The organism is Pseudomonas sp. AOB-7, from assembly GCF_003696305.1.
Taxonomy (GTDB): Bacteria; Pseudomonadota; Gammaproteobacteria; order Pseudomonadales; family Pseudomonadaceae; genus Aquipseudomonas.
In genome coordinates this window covers 480,940-503,523 of record NZ_RFFK01000001.1, presented here as the reverse complement: position 1 = coordinate 503,523, position 22,584 = coordinate 480,940, and the positions used below count along the sequence as shown (strand labels likewise).

The 22,584-nt window shown below is 68.1% G+C and carries 22 protein-coding genes; 11 read left to right on the top strand and 11 right to left on the bottom strand.

The window, feature by feature from the left end; translation table 11 throughout:
* Positions 1-29 precede the first annotated feature (29 nt).
* The 10 genes from EA796_RS02410 to EA796_RS02365 form a co-directional block, all read right to left on the bottom strand.
* On the bottom strand, positions 30-917 hold the full coding sequence (locus EA796_RS02410; protein WP_122107394.1) for a metal ABC transporter solute-binding protein, Zn/Mn family: 888 nt from the start codon (positions 915-917) through the stop codon (positions 30-32).
* Positions 914-1,813 (bottom strand): metal ABC transporter permease, encoded by a 900-nt coding sequence (locus EA796_RS02405; RefSeq protein ID WP_122107393.1) that lies wholly within the window; start codon positions 1,811-1,813, stop codon positions 914-916. Before EA796_RS02405 ends, EA796_RS02410 begins: the two co-directional genes overlap by 4 nt.
* Positions 1,810-2,562, bottom strand: a complete 753-nt coding sequence (locus EA796_RS02400) for a metal ABC transporter ATP-binding protein (protein WP_122107392.1) — start codon at positions 2,560-2,562, stop codon at positions 1,810-1,812. The genes EA796_RS02405 and EA796_RS02400 overlap by 4 nt, the downstream gene beginning before the upstream one ends.
* On the bottom strand, positions 2,559-3,482 hold the full coding sequence (locus EA796_RS02395; RefSeq protein ID WP_122107391.1) for a metal ABC transporter substrate-binding protein: 924 nt from the start codon (positions 3,480-3,482) through the stop codon (positions 2,559-2,561). The genes EA796_RS02400 and EA796_RS02395 overlap by 4 nt, the downstream gene beginning before the upstream one ends.
* 19 nt (positions 3,483-3,501) lie before the next feature.
* Entirely contained in the window at positions 3,502-4,065 is a 564-nt protein-coding gene (locus EA796_RS02390) for a DUF6162 family protein (RefSeq protein WP_122107390.1), read from the bottom strand.
* Positions 4,062-4,382: a hypothetical protein gene (locus EA796_RS02385; RefSeq protein ID WP_021444579.1), complete on the bottom strand. Its 321-nt coding sequence runs from the start codon at positions 4,380-4,382 to the stop codon at positions 4,062-4,064. Before EA796_RS02385 ends, EA796_RS02390 begins: the two co-directional genes overlap by 4 nt.
* On the bottom strand, positions 4,379-4,924 hold the full coding sequence (locus EA796_RS02380; RefSeq protein WP_122107389.1) for a thiamine pyrophosphate-binding protein: 546 nt from the start codon (positions 4,922-4,924) through the stop codon (positions 4,379-4,381). The genes EA796_RS02385 and EA796_RS02380 overlap by 4 nt, the downstream gene beginning before the upstream one ends.
* Positions 4,921-6,114 carry a PepSY domain-containing protein gene (locus EA796_RS02375; RefSeq protein ID WP_122107388.1) on the bottom strand — a complete coding sequence of 398 codons (1,194 nt, stop codon included), beginning with the start codon at positions 6,112-6,114 and terminating at the stop codon, positions 4,921-4,923. The genes EA796_RS02380 and EA796_RS02375 overlap by 4 nt, the downstream gene beginning before the upstream one ends.
* A gap of 125 nt (positions 6,115-6,239) precedes the next feature.
* Entirely contained in the window at positions 6,240-7,277 is a 1,038-nt protein-coding gene (locus EA796_RS02370; RefSeq protein ID WP_122107387.1) for an AraC family transcriptional regulator, read from the bottom strand.
* A complete protein-coding gene (locus EA796_RS02365; protein WP_122107386.1) occupies positions 7,274-8,299 on the bottom strand; it encodes a carbon-nitrogen hydrolase family protein in 1,026 nt (341 codons plus the stop codon). Before EA796_RS02365 ends, EA796_RS02370 begins: the two co-directional genes overlap by 4 nt.
* A 202-nt stretch (positions 8,300-8,501) precedes the next feature.
* Between EA796_RS02365 and EA796_RS02360 the strand changes: the two genes are divergently transcribed.
* From EA796_RS02360 to EA796_RS02340, 5 genes are all read left to right on the top strand, one after another.
* Positions 8,502-10,535 (top strand): NADPH-dependent 2,4-dienoyl-CoA reductase, encoded by a 2,034-nt coding sequence (locus EA796_RS02360; protein WP_122107385.1) that lies wholly within the window; start codon positions 8,502-8,504, stop codon positions 10,533-10,535.
* 66 nt (positions 10,536-10,601) lie between these two features.
* Complete coding sequence (locus EA796_RS02355) at positions 10,602-11,033, top strand: nuclear transport factor 2 family protein (RefSeq protein WP_021444514.1); 432 nt, start codon at positions 10,602-10,604, stop codon at positions 11,031-11,033.
* A gap of 202 nt (positions 11,034-11,235) precedes the next feature.
* The gene (locus EA796_RS02350; RefSeq protein ID WP_122107384.1) at positions 11,236-12,603 is read left to right on the top strand and encodes a chromosome partitioning protein ParA; all 1,368 of its coding nucleotides are present in this window, start codon (positions 11,236-11,238) and stop codon (positions 12,601-12,603) included.
* A gap of 8 nt (positions 12,604-12,611) precedes the next feature.
* Positions 12,612-13,550 (top strand): 1-aminocyclopropane-1-carboxylate deaminase/D-cysteine desulfhydrase, encoded by a 939-nt coding sequence (locus EA796_RS02345; RefSeq protein ID WP_371921450.1) that lies wholly within the window; start codon positions 12,612-12,614, stop codon positions 13,548-13,550.
* A gap of 22 nt (positions 13,551-13,572) precedes the next feature.
* Positions 13,573-14,682: a cyclic nucleotide-binding domain-containing protein gene (locus tag EA796_RS02340; protein ID WP_122107383.1), complete on the top strand. Its 1,110-nt coding sequence runs from the start codon at positions 13,573-13,575 to the stop codon at positions 14,680-14,682.
* A 72-nt stretch (positions 14,683-14,754) separates the two neighbouring features.
* Here the strand turns inward: EA796_RS02340 and EA796_RS02335 are convergent, their stop codons facing one another.
* Positions 14,755-15,720 (bottom strand): DUF1853 family protein, encoded by a 966-nt coding sequence (locus EA796_RS02335; protein ID WP_122107664.1) that lies wholly within the window; start codon positions 15,718-15,720, stop codon positions 14,755-14,757.
* A gap of 98 nt (positions 15,721-15,818) precedes the next feature.
* On the opposite strand from EA796_RS02335, the gene EA796_RS02330 reads away from it, so the two are divergent.
* The 6 genes from EA796_RS02330 (at position 15,819) to pepN (ending at position 22,437) form a co-directional block, all read left to right on the top strand.
* On the top strand, positions 15,819-16,706 hold the full coding sequence (locus EA796_RS02330) for an NAD(+) kinase (protein WP_021445926.1): 888 nt from the start codon (positions 15,819-15,821) through the stop codon (positions 16,704-16,706).
* Complete coding sequence (locus tag EA796_RS02325) at positions 16,707-17,681, top strand: metallophosphoesterase (protein WP_122107382.1); 975 nt, start codon at positions 16,707-16,709, stop codon at positions 17,679-17,681.
* Positions 17,678-18,538, top strand: a complete 861-nt coding sequence (locus EA796_RS02320) for a rhomboid family intramembrane serine protease (RefSeq protein WP_122107381.1) — start codon at positions 17,678-17,680, stop codon at positions 18,536-18,538. The genes EA796_RS02325 and EA796_RS02320 overlap by 4 nt, the downstream gene beginning before the upstream one ends.
* Positions 18,539-18,628: 90 nt before the next feature.
* On the top strand, positions 18,629-18,892 hold the full coding sequence (locus tag EA796_RS02315) for a YeaC family protein (protein WP_017679055.1): 264 nt from the start codon (positions 18,629-18,631) through the stop codon (positions 18,890-18,892).
* Positions 18,892-19,728, top strand: coding sequence for a DUF2797 domain-containing protein (locus EA796_RS02310; protein WP_075748594.1), 837 nt, complete (start codon positions 18,892-18,894; stop codon positions 19,726-19,728). The genes EA796_RS02315 and EA796_RS02310 overlap by 1 nt, the downstream gene beginning before the upstream one ends.
* A gap of 51 nt (positions 19,729-19,779) precedes the next feature.
* The gene (gene pepN / locus EA796_RS02305) at positions 19,780-22,437 is read left to right on the top strand and encodes an aminopeptidase N (protein ID WP_122107380.1); all 2,658 of its coding nucleotides are present in this window, start codon (positions 19,780-19,782) and stop codon (positions 22,435-22,437) included.
* Positions 22,438-22,584 lie beyond the last annotated feature (147 nt).

Here is a 22,584-nt window from a genome sequence, read left to right as displayed (position 1 = left end):
AGCCCGGCTTTCATCCGGGCTACCCGCGCTCAGCGTGAAAGAGCGTCCAGCACCTGGCCGATGGCCGTTTCCAGTCCGGCGATGGGCGCGTCCTGGTTGTCTTCGATCACCACCAGACGGCTGCCGCCGTCGCTGATCGCCTTGGCCAGCTCCGCCGAGGGCTGGCGTGGGGCGAGCACGGCGGCGACCTCGTTGTCCCGCAGCTCGGCGCTCAGTTGCGCCAGGGTCTCGGCCGTCCATTCGGCGTCTTGCGCCACGCTCAGTTCGATGCGGTCGAGGTTGAGGCCGCCGATCAGGTAATCGAAGTGATCCGACAGGCTGGCCACGCCGAAGTTGTCCAGTTCGGCCAGGCGGCTTTCGCTGGCGGCGCTGAGCTTGAGCAGGCGCTGCTTGAGCGTCGCCAGGTTGGCCTCGATCTGCGGCTTGGCCTGCGGCGCCAGGCGGCCCAGGTCGGCGGCGATCACATCGGCCATGCGCCCCAGGTTGTTGATGTTGAGCCAGGGCTGGTTGGCCAGGGCGTCGCCGCCGTCGCTGCGCAGGGCGACGCCGGGCAGGGCGCCGTCCACCGGGCGCGCGCCGTCGACTTCGACGATGCGGATATTGCTGCGCCGCGCCAGGGGGTAGAGCGGGTCGTCCGGCCACAGCGAGCGCAGGGCGATCACCGCGTCGGCGTCGCGCGCGGCCTTGTCCAGCGCGCCCGCCCCGCGGCCGGCGAAGTACGAGGGTTGGCGGCTGGCCGGCAAGTTGGCCGGCGCGGCGCGTTGCAGTTGCACGGCGCTGCCGTCGAGCAGGCTGGCGCCGAGGCCGTAGGTGATCGGCAGGCTGGCGAGAATGCGCACGGGTTGCTGTTCGGCGTGCAGCGGGCCGGCGAGCAGGGCGCAGGCGGCGAGGGCGAGGCTCAGGCGTTGCAGGGTCATCCCAGGTTCCCTTTCAGGCTAGGCAGGATGCCGCGGGCGATGGCGGCGAGGGCGAAGGCGAGGCCGGCGACCATGATGATCGCGGCGCCGGAGGGGATCGGTAGTTCCAGGGCTATCGGCAGGAAGATGCCGGCCAGGGTGCTGCAGGTGGCGATCAGCACCGACAGCCAGAAGAAGCCCTTCAGCGACTGGCTGAGCAGGCGTGCGGCGGCCGCCGGGATCACCAGCAGGGCGCCGACCAGGATGGCGCCGATGACCTTGACCGCGGCTACGGTGACCAGCGACACCAGCATCACGAACAGGTAGTCCAGCGGCTTCACCGCGACGCCGCGCACGCTGGCCAGCTGCGGGTTGAAGCTGGCCAGCATGATGCGGTTGTACAGCGGCAGCGCCAGGCCCAGCACCAGCAGCGAGACCAGCGCCAGCACCGCCAGGTCCTGGGCGTTGACCGTCAGCACCGAGCCGAACAGCACGTTCTCCAGGATATGGATGTTGATCTTGCCGGCGAGCACCAGCAGCAGGCTGGCGCCGACCGCCAGCGACACCGAGAGGAACACCCCGATCAGGGTGTCCGGCGCCAGGCCGGTGCGGTTGCGCAGGTAGTTGAGCAGGATGCCGAACAGCAGACAGTAGCCGAACAGGCTGCCGTAGGGGCCGGTGTAGGGTTCGCCGAGCAGTATGCCGATGGCCACCCCGGTCAGCGCGGCGTGGCCGACCGCCTCGGAGAAGAAGGCGAAGCGCTTGACCACCACCAGGGTGCCGAGGCCGCCGAGCACCGGGCCGATCAGCAGGCCGGCGAGCAGGGCGTTGACCACGAAGCCGTAGGCCAGGGCCTCGGGCAGGTAGCCGGCGCTGGCCCAGGCCTGGATCGCCAGGCGGATGTCTTCGAAACTCATGACGAGGCCTCTTGCTGGCGCGGATGGCTGGAGAACAGTTCGAGCAGGCGCTCGGGGGTCAGCACCTGCTGCGGCGCATCGTCGAACAGCACGCGGCGGTTGAGCCCGGTGACGCGGTCGGCGAGACGGCCGACGGCCTGCAGGTCGTGCTCGATCCACAGCACCGTGGTGCCGGCCTGGCGCCAGTCGCGCAGCAACTGTTCGAACACCTGCACGCCGGGCTCGTCCAGCGCCGACATCGGCTCGTCGAGCACCAGCAGCTGCGCCTCGGGCACCAGGCCCTGGGCCAGCAGCACGCGCTGGCGCTCGCCGCCGGACAGCGCGCCCATGCGCCGCTTGCGCTTGTCGAGCATGCCGACCCGCGCCAGCGCCTGTTCGATGGCCGGGGCGTGACGCCGCGACAGGCCGAGGAAGGCCGGGCGGCGCTGGCACATGGCGGCCATGAAGTCGTCCACCGTCATCGGCAGGCCGCGGTCGAACTCCAGCGCCTGCGGCACGTAGCCGATGGTGCCGGGGCTGGCCGGCCAGTGCAGGCGCAGCTCGCCCTGGTGCGGCATCTGTCCGAGCAGGGTCTTGATCAGCGAACTCTTGCCGCCGCCGTTGGGGCCGACCAGGGCGTGCACGCTACCGGCGCGCACCTGGAAGCTGACGTTGTCGAGGATACGCGTGCGGCCGAGCGCCAGCTGCACCGCGTCGAACTCGATGGCCGGGCCGCTCGGGCGCGGCAACGCGTTCTCCAGTGCACTCATGCGCCGGAGTCCCGAATCGCCCGCACTACGGTGTCGAGGTTGTGGCGCATCTCTTCCTCGTATTTCTGCGGGCTGTAGTCGCCGTAGGAGATATGGGTCAGGGCGTAGAGCTTGACCCCGGATTCGCGCTGGATGGTGTCGACGTAGCTGGAGGGGAAGTCCATCTCCGAGAAGATCACCTGCACGTCGAGGTCCTTGAGCTGGTCGATGGTCTTCTTCAGCTGGCTGGGGCTGGGTTCGATGCCGTGGGCCGGTTCGACCACCGCGGTGACCTCCAGGCCGAACTCGCGCAGCAGGTAGTCGTAGGCGCCGTGGATGGTGGCCACCCGCAGCTCGTTGCCCGAGGCGGCGCTGAGCTGGCTCAGTGCCGTCGCGCGCAGGCCGCGCAGGCGCTTGCCGTAGGCGCGGGCGTTCTGGCTGTAGTACCTGGCGTTGTCCGGGTCGAGCTTGCCCAGCTCGCGGGCGATGTTGTTGATCTGCGCGATCGAGGCGCTGATGGAGAGGAAGGTGTGCGGGTTGACCACCTTGCCGGCGCCGCGCGCGGCCTGGCCGGTGGCGGCCAGCAGCGGCACGCGGGCGTTGGCCTCGATCACAGGAACGTCCGGCTTCTCGCTGGCGGCGATCATGCGGTCGGCGAAGTCATCGTGGCCGACGCCGTTGAGTACCACCACGTCGAGACCGCCGATGCGCTTGATGTCCTCGGCGCGCGGCTCGTAGGCGTGCGGGTTGAAGCCGGCCGGGATCAGCGGCACCACCTCGGCGCGGTCGCCGACTATGTTGCTGACGTAGCTGTAGTAGGGGTGCAGGGTGATGCCGATGCGCAGGCGCTGGCCGTCGGCGGCCTGGGCCAGGGCCGGCAGCAGCGCGGCGCCGAGCAGCAGGCCGCCGAGCAGGCGGCGCAGGGGGGCGGAGAGGGTCATCTGCGGGTCTTCCAAAGGGTCAGTGGCGATGCTGGCGGGTGACGCCGGCGTCGTAGTGGGTCACCACCTGCTGCCAGCCGGCGGCGCTCAGGGCGTCGTCGTGCAGCGCGGTCGGCGGCGTGGCGGCGCTGCGCTGGAGCCAGATGGTCGGCGTGTCGCCGCCGGGCAGCAGGAGGAAGGCGCCGGCCACCGCGGCGTCGCCGCTCAGGCCCAGGTAGGCGCTGCGCTCGCCGAGCTGCAGCAGTTGCCAGCGATGGCCGCCGCGCTTGCTCGCGCTGGCGTCGGCGACGAAGGGCGGCAGGCCCTCGTCGGCCAGGGCCTGCGGGCTGGGCAGGGCCTGCAGCTCGCCTTGCAGCAGGAGGATTTCGTCGTACGCCACGCCGAGGTCGGTGTGGATGCCCTGCTCGGCGGCATTGAGGTCGCGGCGGGCGTCAAGCTGGTGCCCGGCGACCTCCTGCTGCGGCGCCGGCTCGCTGCGCCAGACGATGACCAGCGCGGCGAGGGCGAGGATCGCCAGGCTGAGCAGCAGCACCTGCAGGCTCTCGTGGCCGGCGCCGGCCGGGCGTACCACCTGGGTGGTCATGGCGCGGCAATTTCCGTGTGGTCGATCTCCACCACGTGGCCGGGGCCGGCGTCGAACAGCACGTAGAACTCGCCGTCCGGGCGCTTGAAGCTGAGCCGGGAATCCTCGCCGAGCTTGCCGGGCACCAGCACCTCTTCCTCGTAGCTGATCACGTCGAGGGTCACGCCCGGGGCGCCGCTGCCGTCGGAGAAGCCGCCGGTGCAGACGATTTCCTCGCCGTCGCCGGCTTCGCACTGGCAGATCGGGTTGTGCGCCAGGGCCAGGGGGGCGAGCCCGACGCCGAGGACGAACAGGCCGATACGCAGGGTGGGGGTCATGGTTTGCCTCCTTGTTGCTTGAGCCAGGCGAGGGTCGTCGGCGACGCCTCGGCCAGGGGAATGGATGCCTGGTGCACCGTGCCGTCCCAGCCTTCGGCTGTGATCCACAGCTCGGCGTCGGGCTTGGTGCGCGGCGGTACGGGAATGCTGGCGCCCATGCGATAGGGGCTGCCGAAGAACAGCCCGCCGGCGGCGCGCAGGCTGCGCGGCTTGCCGATGCGCAGGTAGGTGGCCTTGACCTGCTCGCCGCAGCCCTGGCACAGCGCGGCGTTGAACGCCTTCATGTAGCCGGCCGGGCCTTCCAGCTGCGGCGGCAGATTGCGGAACTCGGCCAGGCGCAGGCTCCAGGGGCCGACCTGGACTTCGCCGATCTCGCGCTCGCCCAGGCCGCTGTCGCCGCGAAACAGCGCCACGTCGTGGAAATACTTGGGCATGAAGCCCAGCGGAATCAGGATCAGCAGCGCATTCAGGTGGAAGCGCCACCTGTGCCACCAGCGGCTCAGGGCAGAAGGCGCCGGGGCGGCGGTTGTGGCCTTGCTCATGGACGACCCTCCGAGACTTCGGCGATGGCGATGGGCGCCGCCCGGGTCGGCCGCGGGGCGCGTCTGACCACTGCGGCAGTGGCCTGCACGGTGCGTTTGCTCCAGATCAGCAGACCGCTGAGCACCATCATGCTCAGCAGCAGGCCGAAGAAGCACCAGATCAGCTTGACCCACAGGCCACCGAAGTCGCCGACGTGCAGCGGGCGCATGGACTCGGTGACGAATTCCAGCGCGGAGCGGTCGTCGAGCAGGCGCTTGGCGTCGATCTCGCCGTTGTAGGGGTTGACCGTCACCGACTGGAACATCAGCGGATACCAGCCGCGACCCGAGACGGTGATGTGGCCATAGGCATAGATGGGCAGGTCGATCGAGCTGGCCTCCAGGCTGGGCACGGCGCCCTGGGCGATGCTCACCGCCTTGTCCAGGTCGATGCGCGGCACCTCCCTGGCGCTGGCCGCCAGCGGCACCTCCTCGCGGCTCACCACCGGCGGCACGCCCTCGGTGGAGATGGAGATGTGGAAGTCGAACAGCAGCGCGCGGATCAGGAACCAGATGCCGGTGATGGATATCACCGCGATGAACCAGATCGACCAGATGCCGGACAGGCGATGGAAATCGCCCCAGAAGATCCGCGCGCCCTGGCCCACGCGCAGGCGTGGACGGAAGAAGCCTTTCCAGAATTTCTTGTAGACCACCAGCCCGGTGATCAGCGACAGCAGCATCGGAATGCCGGTCAGCGACACCAGGTACCAGCCCCAGCTGAAGCCGTTGGTGAAGGGCACCAGCCACCAGCCGTGCAGGGCACGGGTGAACTGGCGGAAGTCGAACTGCGGGCTGATGCCCTGGATCACCCCGGTGTAGGGGTTGACGTAGATCATCGGCGAGCTGCCGTCCGGGTAGCTGACCCGGGCGGTTAGGGCGAAGTGATCCTCGTCCGGGCGCTCGATGCTCTGCACCACCAGTTCCGGCTCGGCGCGCTGGATCGCCGCCAGCACCTGGCCGTAGCTGAGCCGCTCGGCGTCGTCCGACGGCTTGCTGGCGCGCACGTCCGGGTTGGCCAGCCAGACGATCTCCTGGCTGACCGTGGCCAGGGTGCCGGTGACGCAGATGATCAGCAGGAAGAACCAGACCGGCAGAGCCAGCCAGCTATGGACGAGAAACCAGAGTCTGGAGCGGGATTTCTTGGACATGGTCGCGGGGTCGTTGGCGCGCGCGGCGGGCCGGCGCGGAATGAATGGAGTAAGAAGCGACCGCAAACGCGGATGAAAAGGATTCTAAGTTGCAAACGATTGGCGATCAAGGTTGCCGTGCGCGATCAGCCCGCTCGGCGTTGCGCGCGCCGGTAGTCGCCGGGCGTTTGCCCGAGCCAGCGCTTGAAGGCGCGCTGGAAGGCTTCGGCGGAGGCGAAGCCGAGCAGGTAGGCGATCTCGCCGAAGGCCAGCTCGGTGTCGCGGATATAGGCCATGGCCAGATCGCGGCGGGTGTCGTTGAGAATGGCGCGAAACTGCGTGCCTTCCTCGGCCAGCTTGCGCCGCAGCGTCCAGCTCGGCAGTTGCAGGCGTCTTGCCAGCTCTTCCAGGTCCGGCTCGCGGCCGTGCAGCAGCGGGCCGAGCAACTGGATCACCCGTTCGCGCAGGCTGCGGGTGCGGGTCAGTTGTTCGCGTTCGCGCTCGCACAGTTCCAGCAACTGCTGCCAGGTGCCGGGGCAGTGCTCCGGGTTGCCCTGGGCCAGGCTGGCGGCGCTCAGGCGCAGGCGGTTGGCGCCGGCGGCGAACTCCACTGGGCAGCCGAACAGTGCCTCGTAGCGCTCGGCATAGACCGGCGCAGGGAACTCGATCTCGACTTTCTCCAGGGCCACCGGGCGACCGATCACCTGGCTCAGGTTGCTCTGCCAGCCGGCCAGCACCGAGTCGACCACGAAGCGGTTGTAGGCGTTGTACGGGCTGATGGAATAAAAATGCAGCCAGGCGCCGCGGCCGTCCTCGACCAAGCCCGAGCTGCCGCGGTAGTTGGCCGCGTACAGCGCCTCGAAGTCGGTCAGCACGCGCGCCGCCGCGCCCAGGTTGGGCGCCTGGGCGGCGCAGATACCGGCCAGACCGACCTGGCCGAGGCGGCTCAGGCGGCCCATGTCCAGGCCCAGTGCCGGGTCGCCGCACAGTGCGATGGCGCTGTGGCCCAGGCGCATGAAACGCGGGATCGACAGGCGTACGCGCGGCTCGCTCAGGCGCGCGGTGTCCAGGCCGAACTGCTCGAGCAGCGGCTGCGGGTCGTGCCCGCGTTCGCGCAGGGCTGCGGCCAGGGCCTGGGTGAAGCCGACCGAGAGGTCGCCGAGGCGAACGCGCGAGGCTTTCATAGCCACAGGTTGAGCAGTTGCGCGCCGCGGTCCTCGGCGCCCTGTTGCACCTGACCGGCGTCGAACGCCAGCCCCGCAGCCTGGCCGCTGCGCTCCCACAGGCGGCCGCGCAGGTGCACCTGGAGGCCGGCGCGTACGCCGTCGGCGTGCAGGTGCCGGGCCAGCTCGGCGCTGTGGCCGGCGCCTTCCAGGTCGCCGGGCATGGCCAGCAGCTCGACCTGCTGGCCGACCAGGGCGGCGCGACTGGCAGCCTGCCGGGCGTCGTCGCCGAGCAGCACGCCGAGGCGTCCGGCCGGTGTGTCGAGCACCTGCAGCGCCGCGCTCGGTGCGGCGCTCACGGCGCCTGCGGCAACGGCCTGGCGCTGCGGCTGGCCCAGCGGATTGCCGGCGCGGTCGAACACCAGGCTGACGTTGTACAGCGGCCCGCGGCCCACCTCGAGGCGGCCCAGCTCGACGCGCGGCTCGGGCAGGACGATGGAGCCGGCCACCAGGGTGATGCCGTAGTCGCGGGCCAGGCCGCCGAACAGCTGCTGGTAGTCCTGGGCCATGGCCCTGGCCTTGGTGCGCAGCAGGGCGTCGTCCAGGCGCGCGTCGCCCTCGGCGGCCAGCAGGGCGCGCAGGAAGGCCAGCGGGTTGCTCGCCGCCAGCCAGCGCAGGGCCTGGCGCCGATCCGCGGCGCGGTACAGCTCGTCCTTCTCGCCCACCGCCAGCAACCAGGTGCCGATATGTGCCGGCAGCACGACTACGGTGCGTTCGCTGAGCAGGCCCAGGTCGCGGGCCTGGTCGAGGTAGGCGGCCAGTTTCAGGCGCAGGCGGCCGAGGCTCTGGTAGTCGGCGGCGAACAGCTCGGGCTGGATGCCCAGCAGGTTGCCGCGCGGGCCGGGTTGGCCGCGGTCGAGGGCGAGTCGGCTGCGCAGGTCGGACAGGTAGTGGCCGCTGGGGCGCTGCTCGCACCAGTGGGCGTAGCTGCCGAGGCCGGCGAGCAGGGCGAGGGACAGGACGCTGAGGATCAGTAAACGCATGGCGGGGCTTTCGTTGGAGTTGCGCTGCAGGTTAGGTCGATTGGGCGGGCCTGCCAAGTCAGCTTGCTCATTTCGATCATTATCTTGTCAGTTTCGATCATTGAGCCGGGCTGGCGGGCTCTTTATCGTCTGGCCCCATAACCGACCGCGTGACCATGAGACCGCGGCAATCCGTGAACTGCACCGCGATGTGGAGAATTCCATGACTGCTCGTTACCCGCACCTGCTGGCCCCGCTCGACCTCGGCTTCACCACGCTGAGCAACCGCACCCTGATGGGCTCCATGCACACCGGCCTGGAAGAGAAGCCGGGCGGCTTCGAGCGCATGGCGGCCTATTTCGCCGAGCGCGCCCGCGGCGGCGTCGGCCTGATGGTCACCGGCGGCATCGGCCCGAACGAGGAGGGCGGTGTGTACGCCGGCGCGGCCAAGCTGAGCACGGTCGAGGAAGCGGAGAAGCACAAGGTCGTCACCCAGGCGGTGCACGAGGCCGGCGGCAAGATCTGCATGCAGATCCTGCATGCCGGGCGCTACGCCTACAGCCCCAAATCCGTCGCGCCGAGCGCCATCCAGGCGCCGATCAACCCGTTCAAGCCGCGCGAGCTGGACGAGGAGGGCATCGAGAAGCAGATCCAGGACTTCGTCAACTGCGCCGCCCTGGCCCAGCAGGCCGGCTACGACGGCGTCGAGATCATGGGTTCGGAAGGCTACTTCATCAACCAGTTCCTGGTCGCCCACACCAACCAGCGCACCGACCGCTGGGGCGGCAGCTACGAGAACCGCATGCGCCTGCCGGTGGAGATCGTCCGTCGCGTGCGCGAGGCGGTCGGGCCGAACTTCATCATCATCTATCGCCTGTCGATGCTCGACCTGGTCGAGGGCGGCAGCACCTGGGACGAGATCGTGCTGCTGGCCAAGGCCATCGAGGCCGCCGGCGCCACCCTGATCAACACCGGCATCGGCTGGCACGAGGCGCGCATCCCGACCATCGCCACCAAGGTGCCGCGCGCGGCCTTTACCAAGGTCACTGCCAAGCTCAAGGGCGAGGTGTCGATCCCGCTGATCACCACCAACCGCATCAACACCCCGGAAGTAGCCGAGCAGGTGCTGGCCGAGGGCGATGCCGACATGGTGTCGATGGCCCGTCCCTTCCTTGCCGACCCGGACTTCGTCAACAAGGCCGCCGAAGGCCGCAGCGATGAGATCAACACCTGCATCGGCTGCAACCAGGCCTGCCTGGACCACACCTTCGGCGGCAAGCTGACCAGTTGCCTGGTCAACCCGCGCGCCTGTCATGAGACCGAGCTGAACTATATCCCCACTCAGCAGGTGAAGAAGATCGCGGTGGTCGGCGCCGGCCCGGCCGGACTGGCAGCGGCGACCGTCGCGGCCGAGCGCGGCCACAGCGTGACCCTGTTCGATGCCGCCGGCGAGATCGGCGGCCAGTTCAACGTGGCCAAGCGCGTGCCGGGCAAGGAGGAGTTCTTCGAGACCCTGCGTTACTTCAAGCGCAAGCTGGAAACCAGCGGCGTCGATCTGCGCCTCAATACCCGCGTCGGCGTCGACGAGCTGGCGAGCGGCGGTTTCGACGAGATCGTCCTGGCCACCGGCATCGCCCCGCGCACCCCGGAGATTCCCGGTATCGAACACGCCAAGGTGATCAGCTACCTGGACGCCATCCTCGAACGCAAGCCGGTCGGCCAGCAGGTCGCGGTGATCGGCGCCGGCGGCATCGGTTTCGACGTTTCCGAGTACATCACCCACCAGGGCCAGGCCACCAGCCTGGACCGCGAGGCGTTCTGGAAGGAGTGGGGCATCGACGGCGCGCTTGAGGCGCGCGGCGGCGTCGCCGGTATCGCGGCTCAGCCGCACCCGGCGGCGCGCCAGGTGTTCCTGCTGCAGCGCAAGAAGTCCAAGGTCGGCGACGGCCTGGGCAAGACCACCGGCTGGATCCACCGCACCGGGCTGAAGAACAAGAACGTGCAGATGCTCAACTCGGTCGAGTACCTCAAGGTCGACGACGCCGGCCTGCATATCCGCATCGCCGGCGGCGAGCCGCAGCTGCTGCCGGTCGATACGGTGATCGTCTGCGCCGGCCAGGACCCGCTGCGTGAGCTGCAGCAGGGCCTGGAGGACGCCGGCCAGCGCGTGCACCTGATCGGCGGCGCCGACGTGGCGGCCGAACTGGACGCCAAGCGCGCGATCAACCAGGGCTCGCGCCTGGCCGCCGAGCTCTAAGCAAGAAGACGCCCCGCCTTGTGCGGGGCATTTTGTTTGTGGCCGACAATAACAAGGAGAAGCCCGATGTCCCTCGAAGCCCAACTGCAGCCCGCCGCCGCGGCTAGCCTGCAACGCTGGCACCAGCTTATCGCCGCCAAGGACCTGGGGCCGCTGCCGGAGTTGCTGCACCCGCAGGCGGTGTTTCGCTCGCCCATGGCGCACACCCCCTACCCGGGCGCGCAGGCGGTCAACCTGATCCTCAATACCGTGCTCAAGGTGTTCGAGGACTTCGCCTACCACCGCGAGCTGGCCACGGCCGACGGCCTCAGCGTGGTGCTGGAGTTCAGCGCCAGGGTCGCTGGCCGGGAGCTCAAAGGCATCGACATGATCCGTTTCGACGAGACCGGCAAGATCGTCGAGTTCGAGGTGATGATCCGCCCGATGAGCGGCCTGCAGGCGCTGGGCGCGGAGATGGCGCAACGCCTGGCGCCCTTTCTCGCCGCGGCCAAGCACTGAAATCCATCACAGTTTTGTTTTGCGGCTCGTCGCACTCTGCTGGGCGGCTGGTCGAGTGCCAAGCCCGTCACATTGCTGCGGCGGGTTTTTCCCCTAGACTTGGCTGAACAATGGACGGCGCCGGCAGCTCAGGCCTGACAAGGCCTTGTCGGCAGTCGTCCGTGCGCGCAGATGCCACCCGCGTTGGTCCAGAGGGAAGCCGATGAGAATGCAGAACAAGCCGCAGATGGTGGAAGCCGTGATGTTCTTCAGTGAACGCGGTATCTGCAAACAGATGCTGTTCCCCGAGTTCGAGGCCCTGCTCGACGGCGTGGTCAACATGCCCGAATTCGCCGACCAGCAGATGCGCGTGGCCTTCGTCACCATCAACCCGCGCCTGCTGGTCAAGGCGGCGGTGTTCTTCTACCTGGACTTCAACGCGGACGGCAGCCCCGACAAGGGCTGGAACATCCCCCTGCAGCACCTGGCCGAGCGCGCCGGGCGTGGTCCCGACCTGGGCGCCGGCCCCATCCGCCTGGCCTGCCGCAGCCAGTGCCCGGTGTCCTGGCACCAGATGCACCTGTGGGACCCTAGCCTGGCGCCGGGGCAGAACGATCTGGTGCTGCTGCGCGATGCGGTCAAAGGCAATAAGCTCGGGCTGCTGGTGGAAGACGAGAATGCCCAGGCGGTGGTCGCCGAGCGCCTGCAGATGGCGTCCGAGGACAAGTGGTACGCCCCCGATCCGGCCAAGGAAGTGGCCGATCAGTTGGCGCAGAAGATGGATCAGGAACACCGCCTGAAGACCGCCCAGCTGATCAAGCAGCAGCGCCTGCGCATCAGCAGCCTGAGCCAGCAGCACGAGGAGGAGCTGGCCAAGGCCAAGTTGGCCAGCGAGGAGCAGGGCAGGCACCTGCAGGCGCAGATCCAGGGCCTGCAGCAGACGCTGCGCCAGCAGGAGGAACTCAACGCCAGTCTCAAGGCGCAGCTGGCCGCCCAGGCCGAGAGCTTCCAGGCCAGCCGCGAAGAGCTGTCCGAACAGCTGCGTGCCCTCGAGCGCCACGGCCGTACCGAAGGCGACATCCTCCGCGCTCAGTTCGACGGCGAGCTGCAGGCCAAGGTTGCCGCGGCGGTGGTGGAGTACAAGGAGCAGATCGCCATCCGCGACGTCGAGCTGGCCTACCGCAACGAGCAGGATGCCCAGCTGCAGCAGGAGAATGCGCGACTCAAGCGCGAGCGCGACGAGTTCGCCAGCCAGGGCGGCGACCAGGTGCTTGAGCGCCTGGCCAAGCTCGGCGTGGTGTTCGTGGTCTACCATCCGGGCGCCGGTCACCTGACCATCCCGCTGCAGGACGTCGCCCGCTACCAGGACAACCCCATGGCCTATGCCGCGGCCAAATGCTTCGTCTCCGAGCCGCAGTACCGCCAGTGGCTGGCGCACTATCAGCAACCGACCTGCGATGCCAGCCTGCCCAGCGGCGAGCGCTGCGCCCTTCCCATCGACCGGATCGACTCGCCCAGTCGCTTCAACGCCGGCGACTCCAACTGCTGCGCGCGGCACAAGGCGGGTAGTCGCCTGCGTACCGTCGGCTGACCTTGGCCCTGCAATTCCCCGACTGGCGCCCGCAGGCGGCGCTGCAACCCGTGCATCTGGACTGGCTGGACGCGGCCGGCATCGAGCTGGCCTGCCTGCGTCTGGAGCTGATCGACCCGCTGGTGTCCGGCAACAAGTGGTTCAAGCTCGCCCCGCACCTGCAGGCCGCCGCTGCCGGCGGCGCAGCCGGGGTGATCAGCCTGGGCGGCGCCCATTCCAATCACCTGCATGCGCTGGCTGCGGCCGGCAAGCGTTTTGGCTTTGCCACCGTCGGCCTGCTGCGCGGCGAGCCGCAGCAGACGCCGACCGTCGTTGATCTGCAGGCCTGCGGCATGCAACTGCACTGGCTGGGCTACGGCGGCTACCGGGCGCGGCATCAGGCGGATTTCTGGCAGCCCTGGCTGCAGCGCTACCCGCGCTTTCATCCGGTCGACGAGGGTGGCCTGGGCCTGCTCGCGGCCGAGGGCTGCAGCGGCCTGGTGCAGATGGCGCGGGCGCAGCTGGCCGGTCTCGACTGGGACGACTGCGACGGCTGGTGGCTGGCCGCCGGCACCGGCACCACCCTGGCCGGCCTGGTGCTGGGCGAGGCGGGCCGCTGCCCGGTGTACGGCGCCCTAGCAGTGCCGGGTAGCCATGGTGTGGCCGCGCAGGTGAGCGCGCTGTTGCGCCAGGCCGGTCGCCCCGATCGGGGCTATCGGCTGATCGAGGCGGCGCGCGGCGGCTTCGCCCGCATCGACGACCCGTTGCGCGAGTTTATCCTGCGCAGCGAGCGGGCCAGCGGTCTGCTGCTGGAGCCGGTCTACACCGGCAAGGCGTTAATGGCGTTGCGCCAGTATGTCGAGGGCGGTTACCTTGCCCCCGGCAGTCGCCTGATCTTCGTCCATACCGGCGGTCTGCAGGGGCGGCGCGCACTGATGGGCGCCGCCGCCGACTACACTGCGGTCTGACCAGCGGAGCCTGGAATCCCCCATGAGTGAACCTCTCCACCCCGAACAGCTGCGCAGCCTGACCCCGCTCAACGTGCTGTCCGACCAGCAGTGGCGCGAGTTGCGCAGCCAGTTGGTGCCGCAGCCCCTGCTGGCCGGCCAACTGCTGTTCCGCCAGGGCGATCAGGCGCGCATGACCTACTACCTGCTGGCGGGCGAGCTGCAGTTGCAGGGCGCCGACGGCCAGGTGCAGCGTCTGCGGGCCGGCAGCGAGGCCAGCTGCCATCCCTTGTCGCCCAGCCTGCCGCGGTTGCACGAGGCGCGCGCGCTGAGCGACGTCAGCGTGCTGGCCATCGACAGCGCCACCCTGGACCGTCTGCTGACCTGGCGCCTGGCCTACCAGGACCTGCTGCTGGCGCTGCAGCAGAGCGGCGCGGACGTCGAGTGGCTGGAGCGCCTGCTGGACAACCCGCTGTTCGCCAAGGTGCCGCCGGCCAACGTGCAGAACATGCTCGGCCGCCTGCAGCGCGTCCAGCTCCCGGCCGGCAGCCGCGTGCTGGAGGAGGGCGCGGCGGGCGATTGCTGCTTTTTCCTCGAAAGCGGCCGTGCCGAGGTGATCCGTGGCGCCGGCGGCGATAGTCAGGTGCTGGCCGAGCTGGAGGTGGGCGCCTGTTTCGGCGAGGAGGCGCTGCTGGCCGACCGGCCGCGCAACGCCACGGTGACCATGCTCGAGGACGGCAGCGTGCTGCGCTTGGATCGCCAGGAGTTCTTCGCCCTGCTCAAGGCGCCGGTGGTGGCCGAGGTGTCCCTCGGCGAAGCGGCGCGCCTGCTGGCTCAGGGCGCGCAGTGGCTGGACGTGCGCCTGCTCGAGGAATACCAGCAGGCGCATGCGCCGCAGGCCCTGCACATGCCGCTGCAGCTGTTGCGCCTGAAGGCGCGTCTGCTGGACAAGGCGCGCACCTACCTGTGCTACTGCGACAGCGGCAAGCGCAGCGCCAGCGCGGTGTTTCTCCTCGCCCAGCTGGGTTACAGCGTCTACGCCCTGCGCAACGGCCTCGATGGCCTGCCGGCGGTGCAGCGCGACGCCCTGCTGTGCGAGAGCGGCGCCGGCTACCTGGCGCGTTCGGGCGGGCGCATCGAACGTAGCCGCTGAGCTGACGGCGGGGCGGTTGCGGCGCGCATGCAATCCGCGGAGGGCCGCAACCTGTCCCGGATTGCAGCCGGGCTACGGGCTGTCGACCGCCTGGGGCTCGGCCTGGCCCGGCCACTGGTCGCCGACCAGAAAGATCCGCTGCACTTCCTGCCAGCTGCCGTCAGCGGCTTCTTCCAAACTTACCAGTAACTGCGCGCCGGCCTGTGCCGGCAGGGCATCCAGCCATTGCTGCAGGCGTTCGCCCGACCAGCGCTGCTCGGCGTCCACCCGCGCCGGGGCCAGCCAGGCCAGGCGCGGCAGCGGCTGCCAGACGCTCGGCGGCTGCTCGCGGAGGAAGGCCGGCCAGTCGCGGCGGTGCAGCCAGCGTCCGCGCAGGTGCTGCGGCGAGGCGCCGCGCGGCGCGGCGCAGGTCTGCGCCCAGGGATAGAACAGGTAGCCGCCGAGCCACAGGGCGGCCTGGGTGTCGCCCAGTCGCAGGGCGTTGAGCGTGCTGCGCGCCTCGCGCCGCGAGGACAGCGGCAGCTGGCGCTGGCTGAGGTGGGCCAGCTTGAGGTCGAGGCGGTCGTGGCTGCCGGGGCCGAGCCACTGCGCGGCGTCGCCGCCGTCTTCGGCGGGCGGGCCGAGGTAGAACTTCACCGCCAGCTCCAGGTGGTGCTCGCCCTCGGCGTCGCGCAGCAGCAGGTCGAGCTCGCCCAGGGTCTGGCCGCTCTGGCGGATCGGCAGGTTGGCCGCCAGCACCTCGATATCCGGCGCGCCATGCAGGGCGAACTGCCACAGGCGTTCGTAGTACAGGCCCAGGCGGCGCACCGGATTGCCGGCCAGCCAGGCGCTCAGCTCGCCGTCGTCGCGGTCCAGCCGGCGCAGCCAGTCGGCCAGCAACGCCGGCTGGGTGCCCCAGCGGCTGGCCTGCAGCGGGTGGCGCTGCGGTTTGGGCGTCTGCCCGAGCAGCGGCGGCGACAGCAGCACCCAGGCCAGGTCGCGGACGGCGGGGCGGTGCAGGTGGCGGGGCAGATCGTGGAGGACATCGAGCGGGCTCATGTAAGCGAGCATAGCCCAGTGCGGTGGGCGGTTTGCTGCGGCCTCGGCCTTTGACCGATAATCGCCGTCTCTCCCTTCTCAAGTCTGGCGGGCATCCCATGGAGCAATTTCGCAATATCGGCATCATCGGGCGCCTCGGCAGCACGCGGGTGCTGGAGACCGTCCGCCGACTCAAGCGTTATCTCATCGACCGCCACCTGCACGTGATCCTCGAGGACACCATCGCCGAGGTGTTGCCCGGCCACGGCCTGCAGACTTCCTCGCGCAAGATGCTCGGCGAGGTCTGCGACCTGGTGATAGTGGTCGGCGGCGACGGCAGCATGCTCGGTGCGGCGCGCGCGCTGGCCCGGCACAAGGTGCCGGTGCTGGGGATCAACCGCGGCAGCCTGGGCTTTCTCACCGATATCCGCCCCGACGAGCTGGAGTTCAAGGTGGCCCAGGTGCTCGAAGGCCAGTACCTGACCGAGAACCGCTTCCTGCTCGAGGCCGAGGTGCGTCGCCACGGCGAAGCCATCGGCCAGGGCGATGCGCTCAACGACGTGGTGCTGCACCCGGGCAAGTCGACGCGGATGATCGAGTTCGAGCTGTTCATCGACGGCCAGTTCGTCTGCAGCCAGAAGGCCGACGGCCTGATCGTCGCCACCCCGACCGGCTCCACCGCCTACGCGCTGTCGGCCGGCGGGCCGATCATGCACCCCAAGCTCGACGCCATAGTGGTGGTGCCGATGTACCCGCACACCCTGTCCAGCCGGCCGATCGTGGTGGACGGCAACAGCGAGCTGAAGATAGTGGTGTCGCAGGACCTGCAGATCTACCCGCAGGTCTCCTGCGACGGTCAGAACCATTTCACCTGCGCGCCGGGCGACACCCTGCACGTGGCCAAGAAGGCGCAGAAGCTGCGCCTGATCCATCCGCTGGATCACAACTATTACGAGGTCTGCCGCACCAAGCTGGGCTGGGGTAGCCGCCTCGGGGGGCACGACTGAATGTCCCTCGACCCCCATCGTGGTTACGACCTGATCGGTGATATCCACGGCTGCGCGCGCACCCTGGAGCGTCTGCTGGAGCAGCTCGGCTATCGCCAGCAGGGCGGCGTGTGGCGCCATGCCTCGCGCCAGGCGATCTTCCTCGGCGACCTGATCGACCGCGGCCCCGGCATCCGCGAGGCCCTGCACCTGGTGCAGGCCATGGTCGCGGCCGGCCAGGCGCTGTGCATCATGGGCAACCACGAATTCAACGCCCTGGGCTGGAGCACGCCGGCGCCGCCGGGCAGCGGTCGGCAGTTCGTCCGCGAGCACAGCCCGCGCCACCAGCGCTTGATGCGCGAGACCCTGGCGCAGTTCGAGGCCTATCCGCAGGAATGGCGCGAGTTCCTGCGCTGGTTCTACGAGATGCCGCTGTTTCTCGATGCCGGGCGTTTTCGCGTGGTGCATGCCTGCTGGGACAGCGGCCTGATCGAGCCGCTGCGCGCGCAGTTCGCCGACGGCTGCATCGACGAGCATTTCGTCCAGGCCTCGGCGGTGCCCGGCAGCTTCGCCAACCTAGCCCTGGATCGCCTGCTGCGCGGCACCGACATGCGCCTGCCGCACGGCCTGACCCTGACCAGTGACGACGGCTTCACCCGTTCCTATTTCCGTACCAAGTTCTGGGAAGAGAATCCCGAGACCTACGGCGACATCGTCTTCCAGCCCGACGCACTGCCCGAACTGGCGGCGCAGACGCCTTTGACCGAACTGCAGAAGGACGAGCTGCTGCGCTACGGCGCACACGAGCCGTTGCTGTTCGTCGGCCACTACTGGCGCCGCGGCAAGCCGGCGCCGATCCGCGCCAACCTGGCCTGCCTGGACTACAGCGCGGTGGTTGGCGGCAAGCTGGTGGCCTACCGCCTGGACCAGGAGCAGCGCCTGGAGTCGGGCAAGTTCGTCTGGGTCGACGTGGATCCCGCGGAGGCGCCGCGATGAGTGCCGTGGCCGTGCTGCGCCTGCCGCTCGCCGCCGATCTGAGTGGTTTCGTCGCCCTGCTGCGGCGTCTGCAGGTGCCGCACCGGGTGATCGAGGAGGGCGGCGAGCAGGTGCTCTGGGTGGCCGGCGAGGAGTTGGCCGAACAGGTGCGCGAGCTCTATGCACGCTACCCGGATGGCGATGCCGCCGGCGTGGTTGCCGAACCCGTCGCGCCGGAGCGCGAGGGCATATTGCTGCAACTGCGCCGCAGTCCGCTGACTGGCGCCGTGCTGCTGCTGACTTTCATCGTTTTCGCCGTGACCGCGGCCGGGGAGAACTTCGCCGCCATCCGCTGGCTGAGCTTCGTCGACTTCCGTATCGACGGCGAGCACATCTATCTGACCTATCTGGATGCCACCTTGGGCAGCGGTCAATGGTGGCGCCTGATCACGCCGATGCTGATCCACTTCGGTTGGTTGCACCTGGCGATGAACAGCCTGTGGTACTGGGAGCTGGGGCGGCGCATCGAGTTTCGCCAGGGGGCCATCGGCCTGCTCGGGCTGACCCTGTTGTTCGGCCTGGCATCGAACTTCGCCCAATACTGGTGGGCCGGGCCGTCGTTGTTCGGCGGGTTGTCCGGCGTACTTTATGGCTTGCTCGGGCATTGCTGGATCTACCAGCGTCTGGCACCGAACGCTGCCTATCGACTGCCGCCCGGCGTGCTGGTGATGATGCTGGCCTGGCTGCTGATCTGCATGACCGGCATCTTCGAGTTGTTGCAGTTCGGCGCCATCGCCAATGCTGCGCATGTCGGTGGCTTGCTCACCGGCTGCCTGACCGGGCTGCTTGGCGGTATGCTGGCCCGACGTAGCGCTTGATTCGACTTTTTGACCTGTAGGGCGGGTGCAACCCGCCAGCTCGGCGTTTTGGCGGGTTTCACCCGCCCTATGTTTTACTTGGAGAGCTGTATGTCGTCCTTTCTCGATGCGATTGAAAACATCACCCCGGAAATCTACGAGAGCCTCAAGTTGGCCGTGGAAATCGGCAAGTGGCCGGACGGCCGCAAGCTGACCCAGGAACAGAAAGAGCTGAGCCTGCAGGCGATGATCGCCTGGGAAATGCAGAACCTGCCGGAAGAGGAACGCACCGGTTACATGGGCCCGCAGGAGTGCAGCAGCAAATCCGAGCCGGTACCCAATCTGCTGTTCAAGTCCTCGGATACCCTGCACTGATGAGTGAATTGGGACGTGGCTCGCTGAGCAAGATGAAGGCGCATTTGGATGCGCCAGTGCAATACGCCTTCCGTCTTGGCGACGAAGAAGTACCGGTCAACCCGCTGGTGGGCAAGCACCTGCGCCTGGAATACCTCGGCGCCATCCATTGCACGCACTGCGGGCGCAAGACCAAGACCAGCTTCAGCCAGGGTTATTGCTACCCCTGCATGCAGAAGCTGGCGCAATGCGACGTCTGCATCATGAGTCCGGAGCGCTGCCATTACGATCAAGGCACTTGCCGCGAGCCGAGCTGGGGCGAGCAGTTCTGCATGACCGATCACATCGTCTACCTGGCCAACTCCAGCGGCGTGAAGGTCGGCATCACCCGTGCCAGTCAGGTGCCGACGCGCTGGATCGACCAGGGTGCGACCCAGGCGCTGCCCATCCTGCGCGTGGCCACCCGGCAGCAGTCCGGTTTCGTCGAGGACCTGTTGCGTAGCCAGGTGGCGGACAAGACCAACTGGCGCGCGCTGCTCAAGGGCGATGCCGTGCCGGTCGATCTGCTGGCGATTCGCGAGCAACTGTTCGATAGCTGCGGTTCGGGCATCACCGAGCTGCAGCAACGCTTCGGCCTGCAAGCCATTCAGCCGCTGAGCGCAGCCGAAGTGCTGGAGATTCGTTACCCCATCGAGGCCTACCCGGCCAAGATCACCAGCTTCAATCTGGACAAGCAGCCCCTGGCCGAAGGTACTCTGCTCGGTATCAAGGGCCAGTACCTGATGTTCGATACCGGCGTGATCAATATCCGCAAGTACACCGCCTATCAGTTGGCCATCCACGAGATTGCCGCCTGACACCCGATTGCCACCGGCGCCCAGGGCGCCGCAGACGAGAGGCCAAGAGCCATGCGCACCGAACAATCCAAGACCATTTACCTCAAGGACTATCAGGTTCCCGATTACCTGATCGACGAGACCCACCTGACCTTCGAGCTGTTCGAGGATCACAGCCTGGTGCACGCGCAACTGGTCATGCGTCGCAACCCCGACGCCGGCGCTGGCCTGCCGAAGCTGGTGCTGGATGGTCAGCAGCTTGAACTGCTGGAGCTCAAGCTCGATGACAGCGAACTGGGCGAGGGCGACTACACGCTGACCGACAGCCACCTGACCCTGCAGCCGACGCAGGAACGCTTCGTGGTCGACAGCAGTGTGCGCATCCACCCGGAGAGCAACACCGCGCTGGAAGGCCTGTACAAGTCCGGCACGATGTTCTGCACCCAGTGCGAAGCCGAGGGCTTTCGCAAGATCACCTTCTACCTCGACCGCCCGGACGTGATGAGCAAGTTCACCACCACTGTCAGCGCCGAACAGCATGCCTACCCGGTGCTGCTGTCCAACGGCAACCCGATCGCCAGCGGCAGCGAGGAGGGCGGTCGTCATTGGGCCACCTGGGAAGACCCGTTCAAGAAGCCGGCCTACCTGTTCGCCCTGGTCGCTGGTGATCTCTGGTGTGTGGAAGACAGCTTCACCACCATGAGCAGCCGCGAAGTGGCGCTGCGCATCTACGTCGAGCCGGAGAACATCGACAAGGTGCAGCACGCCATGGACAGCCTCAAGCGCTCGATGAAGTGGGACGAGGAGGTCTATGGCCGTGAGTACGATCTGGACATCTTCATGATCGTCGCGGTCAACGACTTCAATATGGGCGCCATGGAGAACAAGGGCCTCAACATCTTCAACTCCAGCTGCGTGCTGGCCAAGGCCGAGACCGCCACCGACGCCGCCCACCAGCGGGTCGAGGCGGTAGTGGCGCACGAGTACTTCCACAACTGGTCGGGCAACCGCGTGACCTGCCGTGACTGGTTCCAGCTGTCGCTCAAGGAAGGCTTCACCGTGTTCCGCGACAGCGAGTTCTCTGCCGACACCCACTCGCGCACCGTCAAGCGTATCGAGGACGTGGCCTACCTGCGCACCCACCAGTTCGCCGAAGACGCCGGCCCCATGGCCCACCCGGTGCGCCCGGACGCGTACATGGAAATCTCCAACTTCTACACCCTGACCATCTACGAGAAGGGTTCGGAAGTGCTGCGCATGATTCACACCCTGCTCGGGCCGGAACTGTTCCGCAAGGGCTCGGATCTGTACTTCGAGCGTCACGACGGCCAGGCCGTGACCTGCGACGATTTCGTCAAGGCCATGGAAGATGCCAGTGGCATCGACCTGACCCAGTTCAAGCGCTGGTACACCCAGGCCGGCACGCCGCGTCTGGAAGTCAGCGAAGCCTATGACGATGCGGCGCAGACCTACAGCCTGAGCTTCCGCCAGAGCTGCCCGGCGACGCCGGGGCAGAGCGAAAAGCTGCCGTTCGTGATTCCCGTGGCGCTCGGCCTGCTCGATGCCCAAGGCGTTGAGTTGCCACTGCGCCTGCAGGGCGAGGCTGCCGCGCAGGGCACCAGCCGCGTGCTGTCGGTCACCGAGGCCGAGCAATGCTTCACCTTCGTGGATGTCGCCGAGCCGCCGCTGCCGTCGTTGCTGCGCGGCTTCAGCGCACCGGTCAAGCTGCATTTTCCCTACGACCGCGACCAGCTGATGTTCCTCATGCAGCACGATTCGGACGGCTTCAATCGCTGGGAAGCCGGCCAGCAGCTGTCGGTGCAGGTGCTGCAGGAGCTGATCGGCCAGCAGCAGCGCGGCGAGACCCTGCTGCTGGATCGGCGCCTGGTCACGGCGCTGCGCACGCTGCTCGAGGACGAAGCGCTGGATCAATCCATGGTCGCCGAGATGCTCTCGCTGCCGGGCGAAGCCTATCTCACCGAGATCAGTGAAGTAGCGGACGTCGAGGCCATCCACGTCGCCCGCGAGTTCGCCCGCAAGGAGCTGGCCAGCGCGCTGTTCGAGCCACTGTGGGCGCGCTACCAGGCCAACCGCGAAGTGTCCAAGGTCACCCCCTATGTCGCCGAGGCCGCCCACTTCGCCCGCCGCAGCCTGCAGAACATCGCGCTGTCCTATCTGATGCTCAGCGAGAAGCCCGAGGTGTTGGCGGCCTGCGTCGACCAGTTCGAGAACGCCGACAACATGACCGAGCGTCTGGCCGCGCTGGCCGTGCTGGTCAACTCGCCGTTCCGGGAAGAGCAGGGCAAGGCCCTGGCCATGTTCGCCGACTTCTTCAAGGACAATCCGCTGGTCATGGATCAGTGGTTCAGCGTGCAGGCCGGTTGCCCGCTGCCGGGAGGCCTGGAGCGGGTGCATGCTCTGATGCAGCACGAAGCCTTCACCCTGAAGAATCCGAACAAGGTGCGCGCATTGATCGGAGCCTTCGCCAACCAGAACCTGATCAACTTTCACCGCGCGGACGGGGCGGGCTACCGCTTTCTCGCCGACCAGGTGATCGCCCTCAACGCCCTCAACCCGCAGATCGCCTCGCGCCTGCTGGCGCCACTGACCCGCTGGCGCAAGTACGGCGCCGCCCGTCAGGCGCAAATGCAGGCCGAACTGCAGCGCATCCTCGCCTCCGGCGAGCTGTCCAGCGATGTCTACGAGGTGGTGAGCAAAAGCCTGGCCTAAGACGGGTTCTGCTGCACAAGAAGTGTTACCAGTCTCTGGCTGGTAACACTTTTTTGTTACTCAAAGAAATATGCCCTTCGCCTGTTATGCATTTGCACACTTAAGTTAGGGTCTTGGCCCTTGACTGAGTGGCGCTCTTGCTTGCGC

Bases quoted from the DNA above. Each gene is read 5' to 3' on its own strand.
- EA796_RS02375 (WP_122107388.1), bottom strand. From the start codon at position 6,114: ATGTCCAAGAAATCCCGCTCCAGACTCTGGTTTCTCGTCCATAGCTGG.
- EA796_RS02380 (WP_122107389.1), bottom strand. From the start codon at position 4,924: ATGAGCAAGGCCACAACCGCCGCCCCGGCGCCTTCTGCCCTGAGCCGC.
- pepN (WP_122107380.1), top strand. From the start codon at position 19,780: ATGCGCACCGAACAATCCAAGACCATTTACCTCAAGGACTATCAGGTT.
- EA796_RS02385 (WP_021444579.1), bottom strand. From the start codon at position 4,382: ATGACCCCCACCCTGCGTATCGGCCTGTTCGTCCTCGGCGTCGGGCTC.
- EA796_RS02350 (WP_122107384.1), top strand. From the start codon at position 11,236: ATGAGAATGCAGAACAAGCCGCAGATGGTGGAAGCCGTGATGTTCTTC.
- EA796_RS02355 (WP_021444514.1), top strand. From the start codon at position 10,602: ATGTCCCTCGAAGCCCAACTGCAGCCCGCCGCCGCGGCTAGCCTGCAA.
- EA796_RS02335 (WP_122107664.1), bottom strand. From the start codon at position 15,720: ATGAGCCCGCTCGATGTCCTCCACGATCTGCCCCGCCACCTGCACCGC.
- EA796_RS02370 (WP_122107387.1), bottom strand. From the start codon at position 7,277: ATGAAAGCCTCGCGCGTTCGCCTCGGCGACCTCTCGGTCGGCTTCACC.
- EA796_RS02405 (WP_122107393.1), bottom strand. From the start codon at position 1,813: ATGAGTTTCGAAGACATCCGCCTGGCGATCCAGGCCTGGGCCAGCGCC.
- EA796_RS02360 (WP_122107385.1), top strand. From the start codon at position 8,502: ATGACTGCTCGTTACCCGCACCTGCTGGCCCCGCTCGACCTCGGCTTC.
- EA796_RS02410 (WP_122107394.1), bottom strand. From the start codon at position 917: ATGACCCTGCAACGCCTGAGCCTCGCCCTCGCCGCCTGCGCCCTGCTC.
- EA796_RS02390 (WP_122107390.1), bottom strand. From the start codon at position 4,065: ATGACCACCCAGGTGGTACGCCCGGCCGGCGCCGGCCACGAGAGCCTG.
- EA796_RS02400 (WP_122107392.1), bottom strand. From the start codon at position 2,562: ATGAGTGCACTGGAGAACGCGTTGCCGCGCCCGAGCGGCCCGGCCATC.
- EA796_RS02315 (WP_017679055.1), top strand. From the start codon at position 18,629: ATGTCGTCCTTTCTCGATGCGATTGAAAACATCACCCCGGAAATCTAC.
- EA796_RS02395 (WP_122107391.1), bottom strand. From the start codon at position 3,482: ATGACCCTCTCCGCCCCCCTGCGCCGCCTGCTCGGCGGCCTGCTGCTC.
- EA796_RS02320 (WP_122107381.1), top strand. From the start codon at position 17,678: ATGAGTGCCGTGGCCGTGCTGCGCCTGCCGCTCGCCGCCGATCTGAGT.
- EA796_RS02325 (WP_122107382.1), top strand. From the start codon at position 16,707: ATGTCCCTCGACCCCCATCGTGGTTACGACCTGATCGGTGATATCCAC.
- EA796_RS02340 (WP_122107383.1), top strand. From the start codon at position 13,573: ATGAGTGAACCTCTCCACCCCGAACAGCTGCGCAGCCTGACCCCGCTC.
- EA796_RS02330 (WP_021445926.1), top strand. From the start codon at position 15,819: ATGGAGCAATTTCGCAATATCGGCATCATCGGGCGCCTCGGCAGCACG.
- EA796_RS02310 (WP_075748594.1), top strand. From the start codon at position 18,892: ATGAGTGAATTGGGACGTGGCTCGCTGAGCAAGATGAAGGCGCATTTG.
- EA796_RS02365 (WP_122107386.1), bottom strand. From the start codon at position 8,299: ATGCGTTTACTGATCCTCAGCGTCCTGTCCCTCGCCCTGCTCGCCGGC.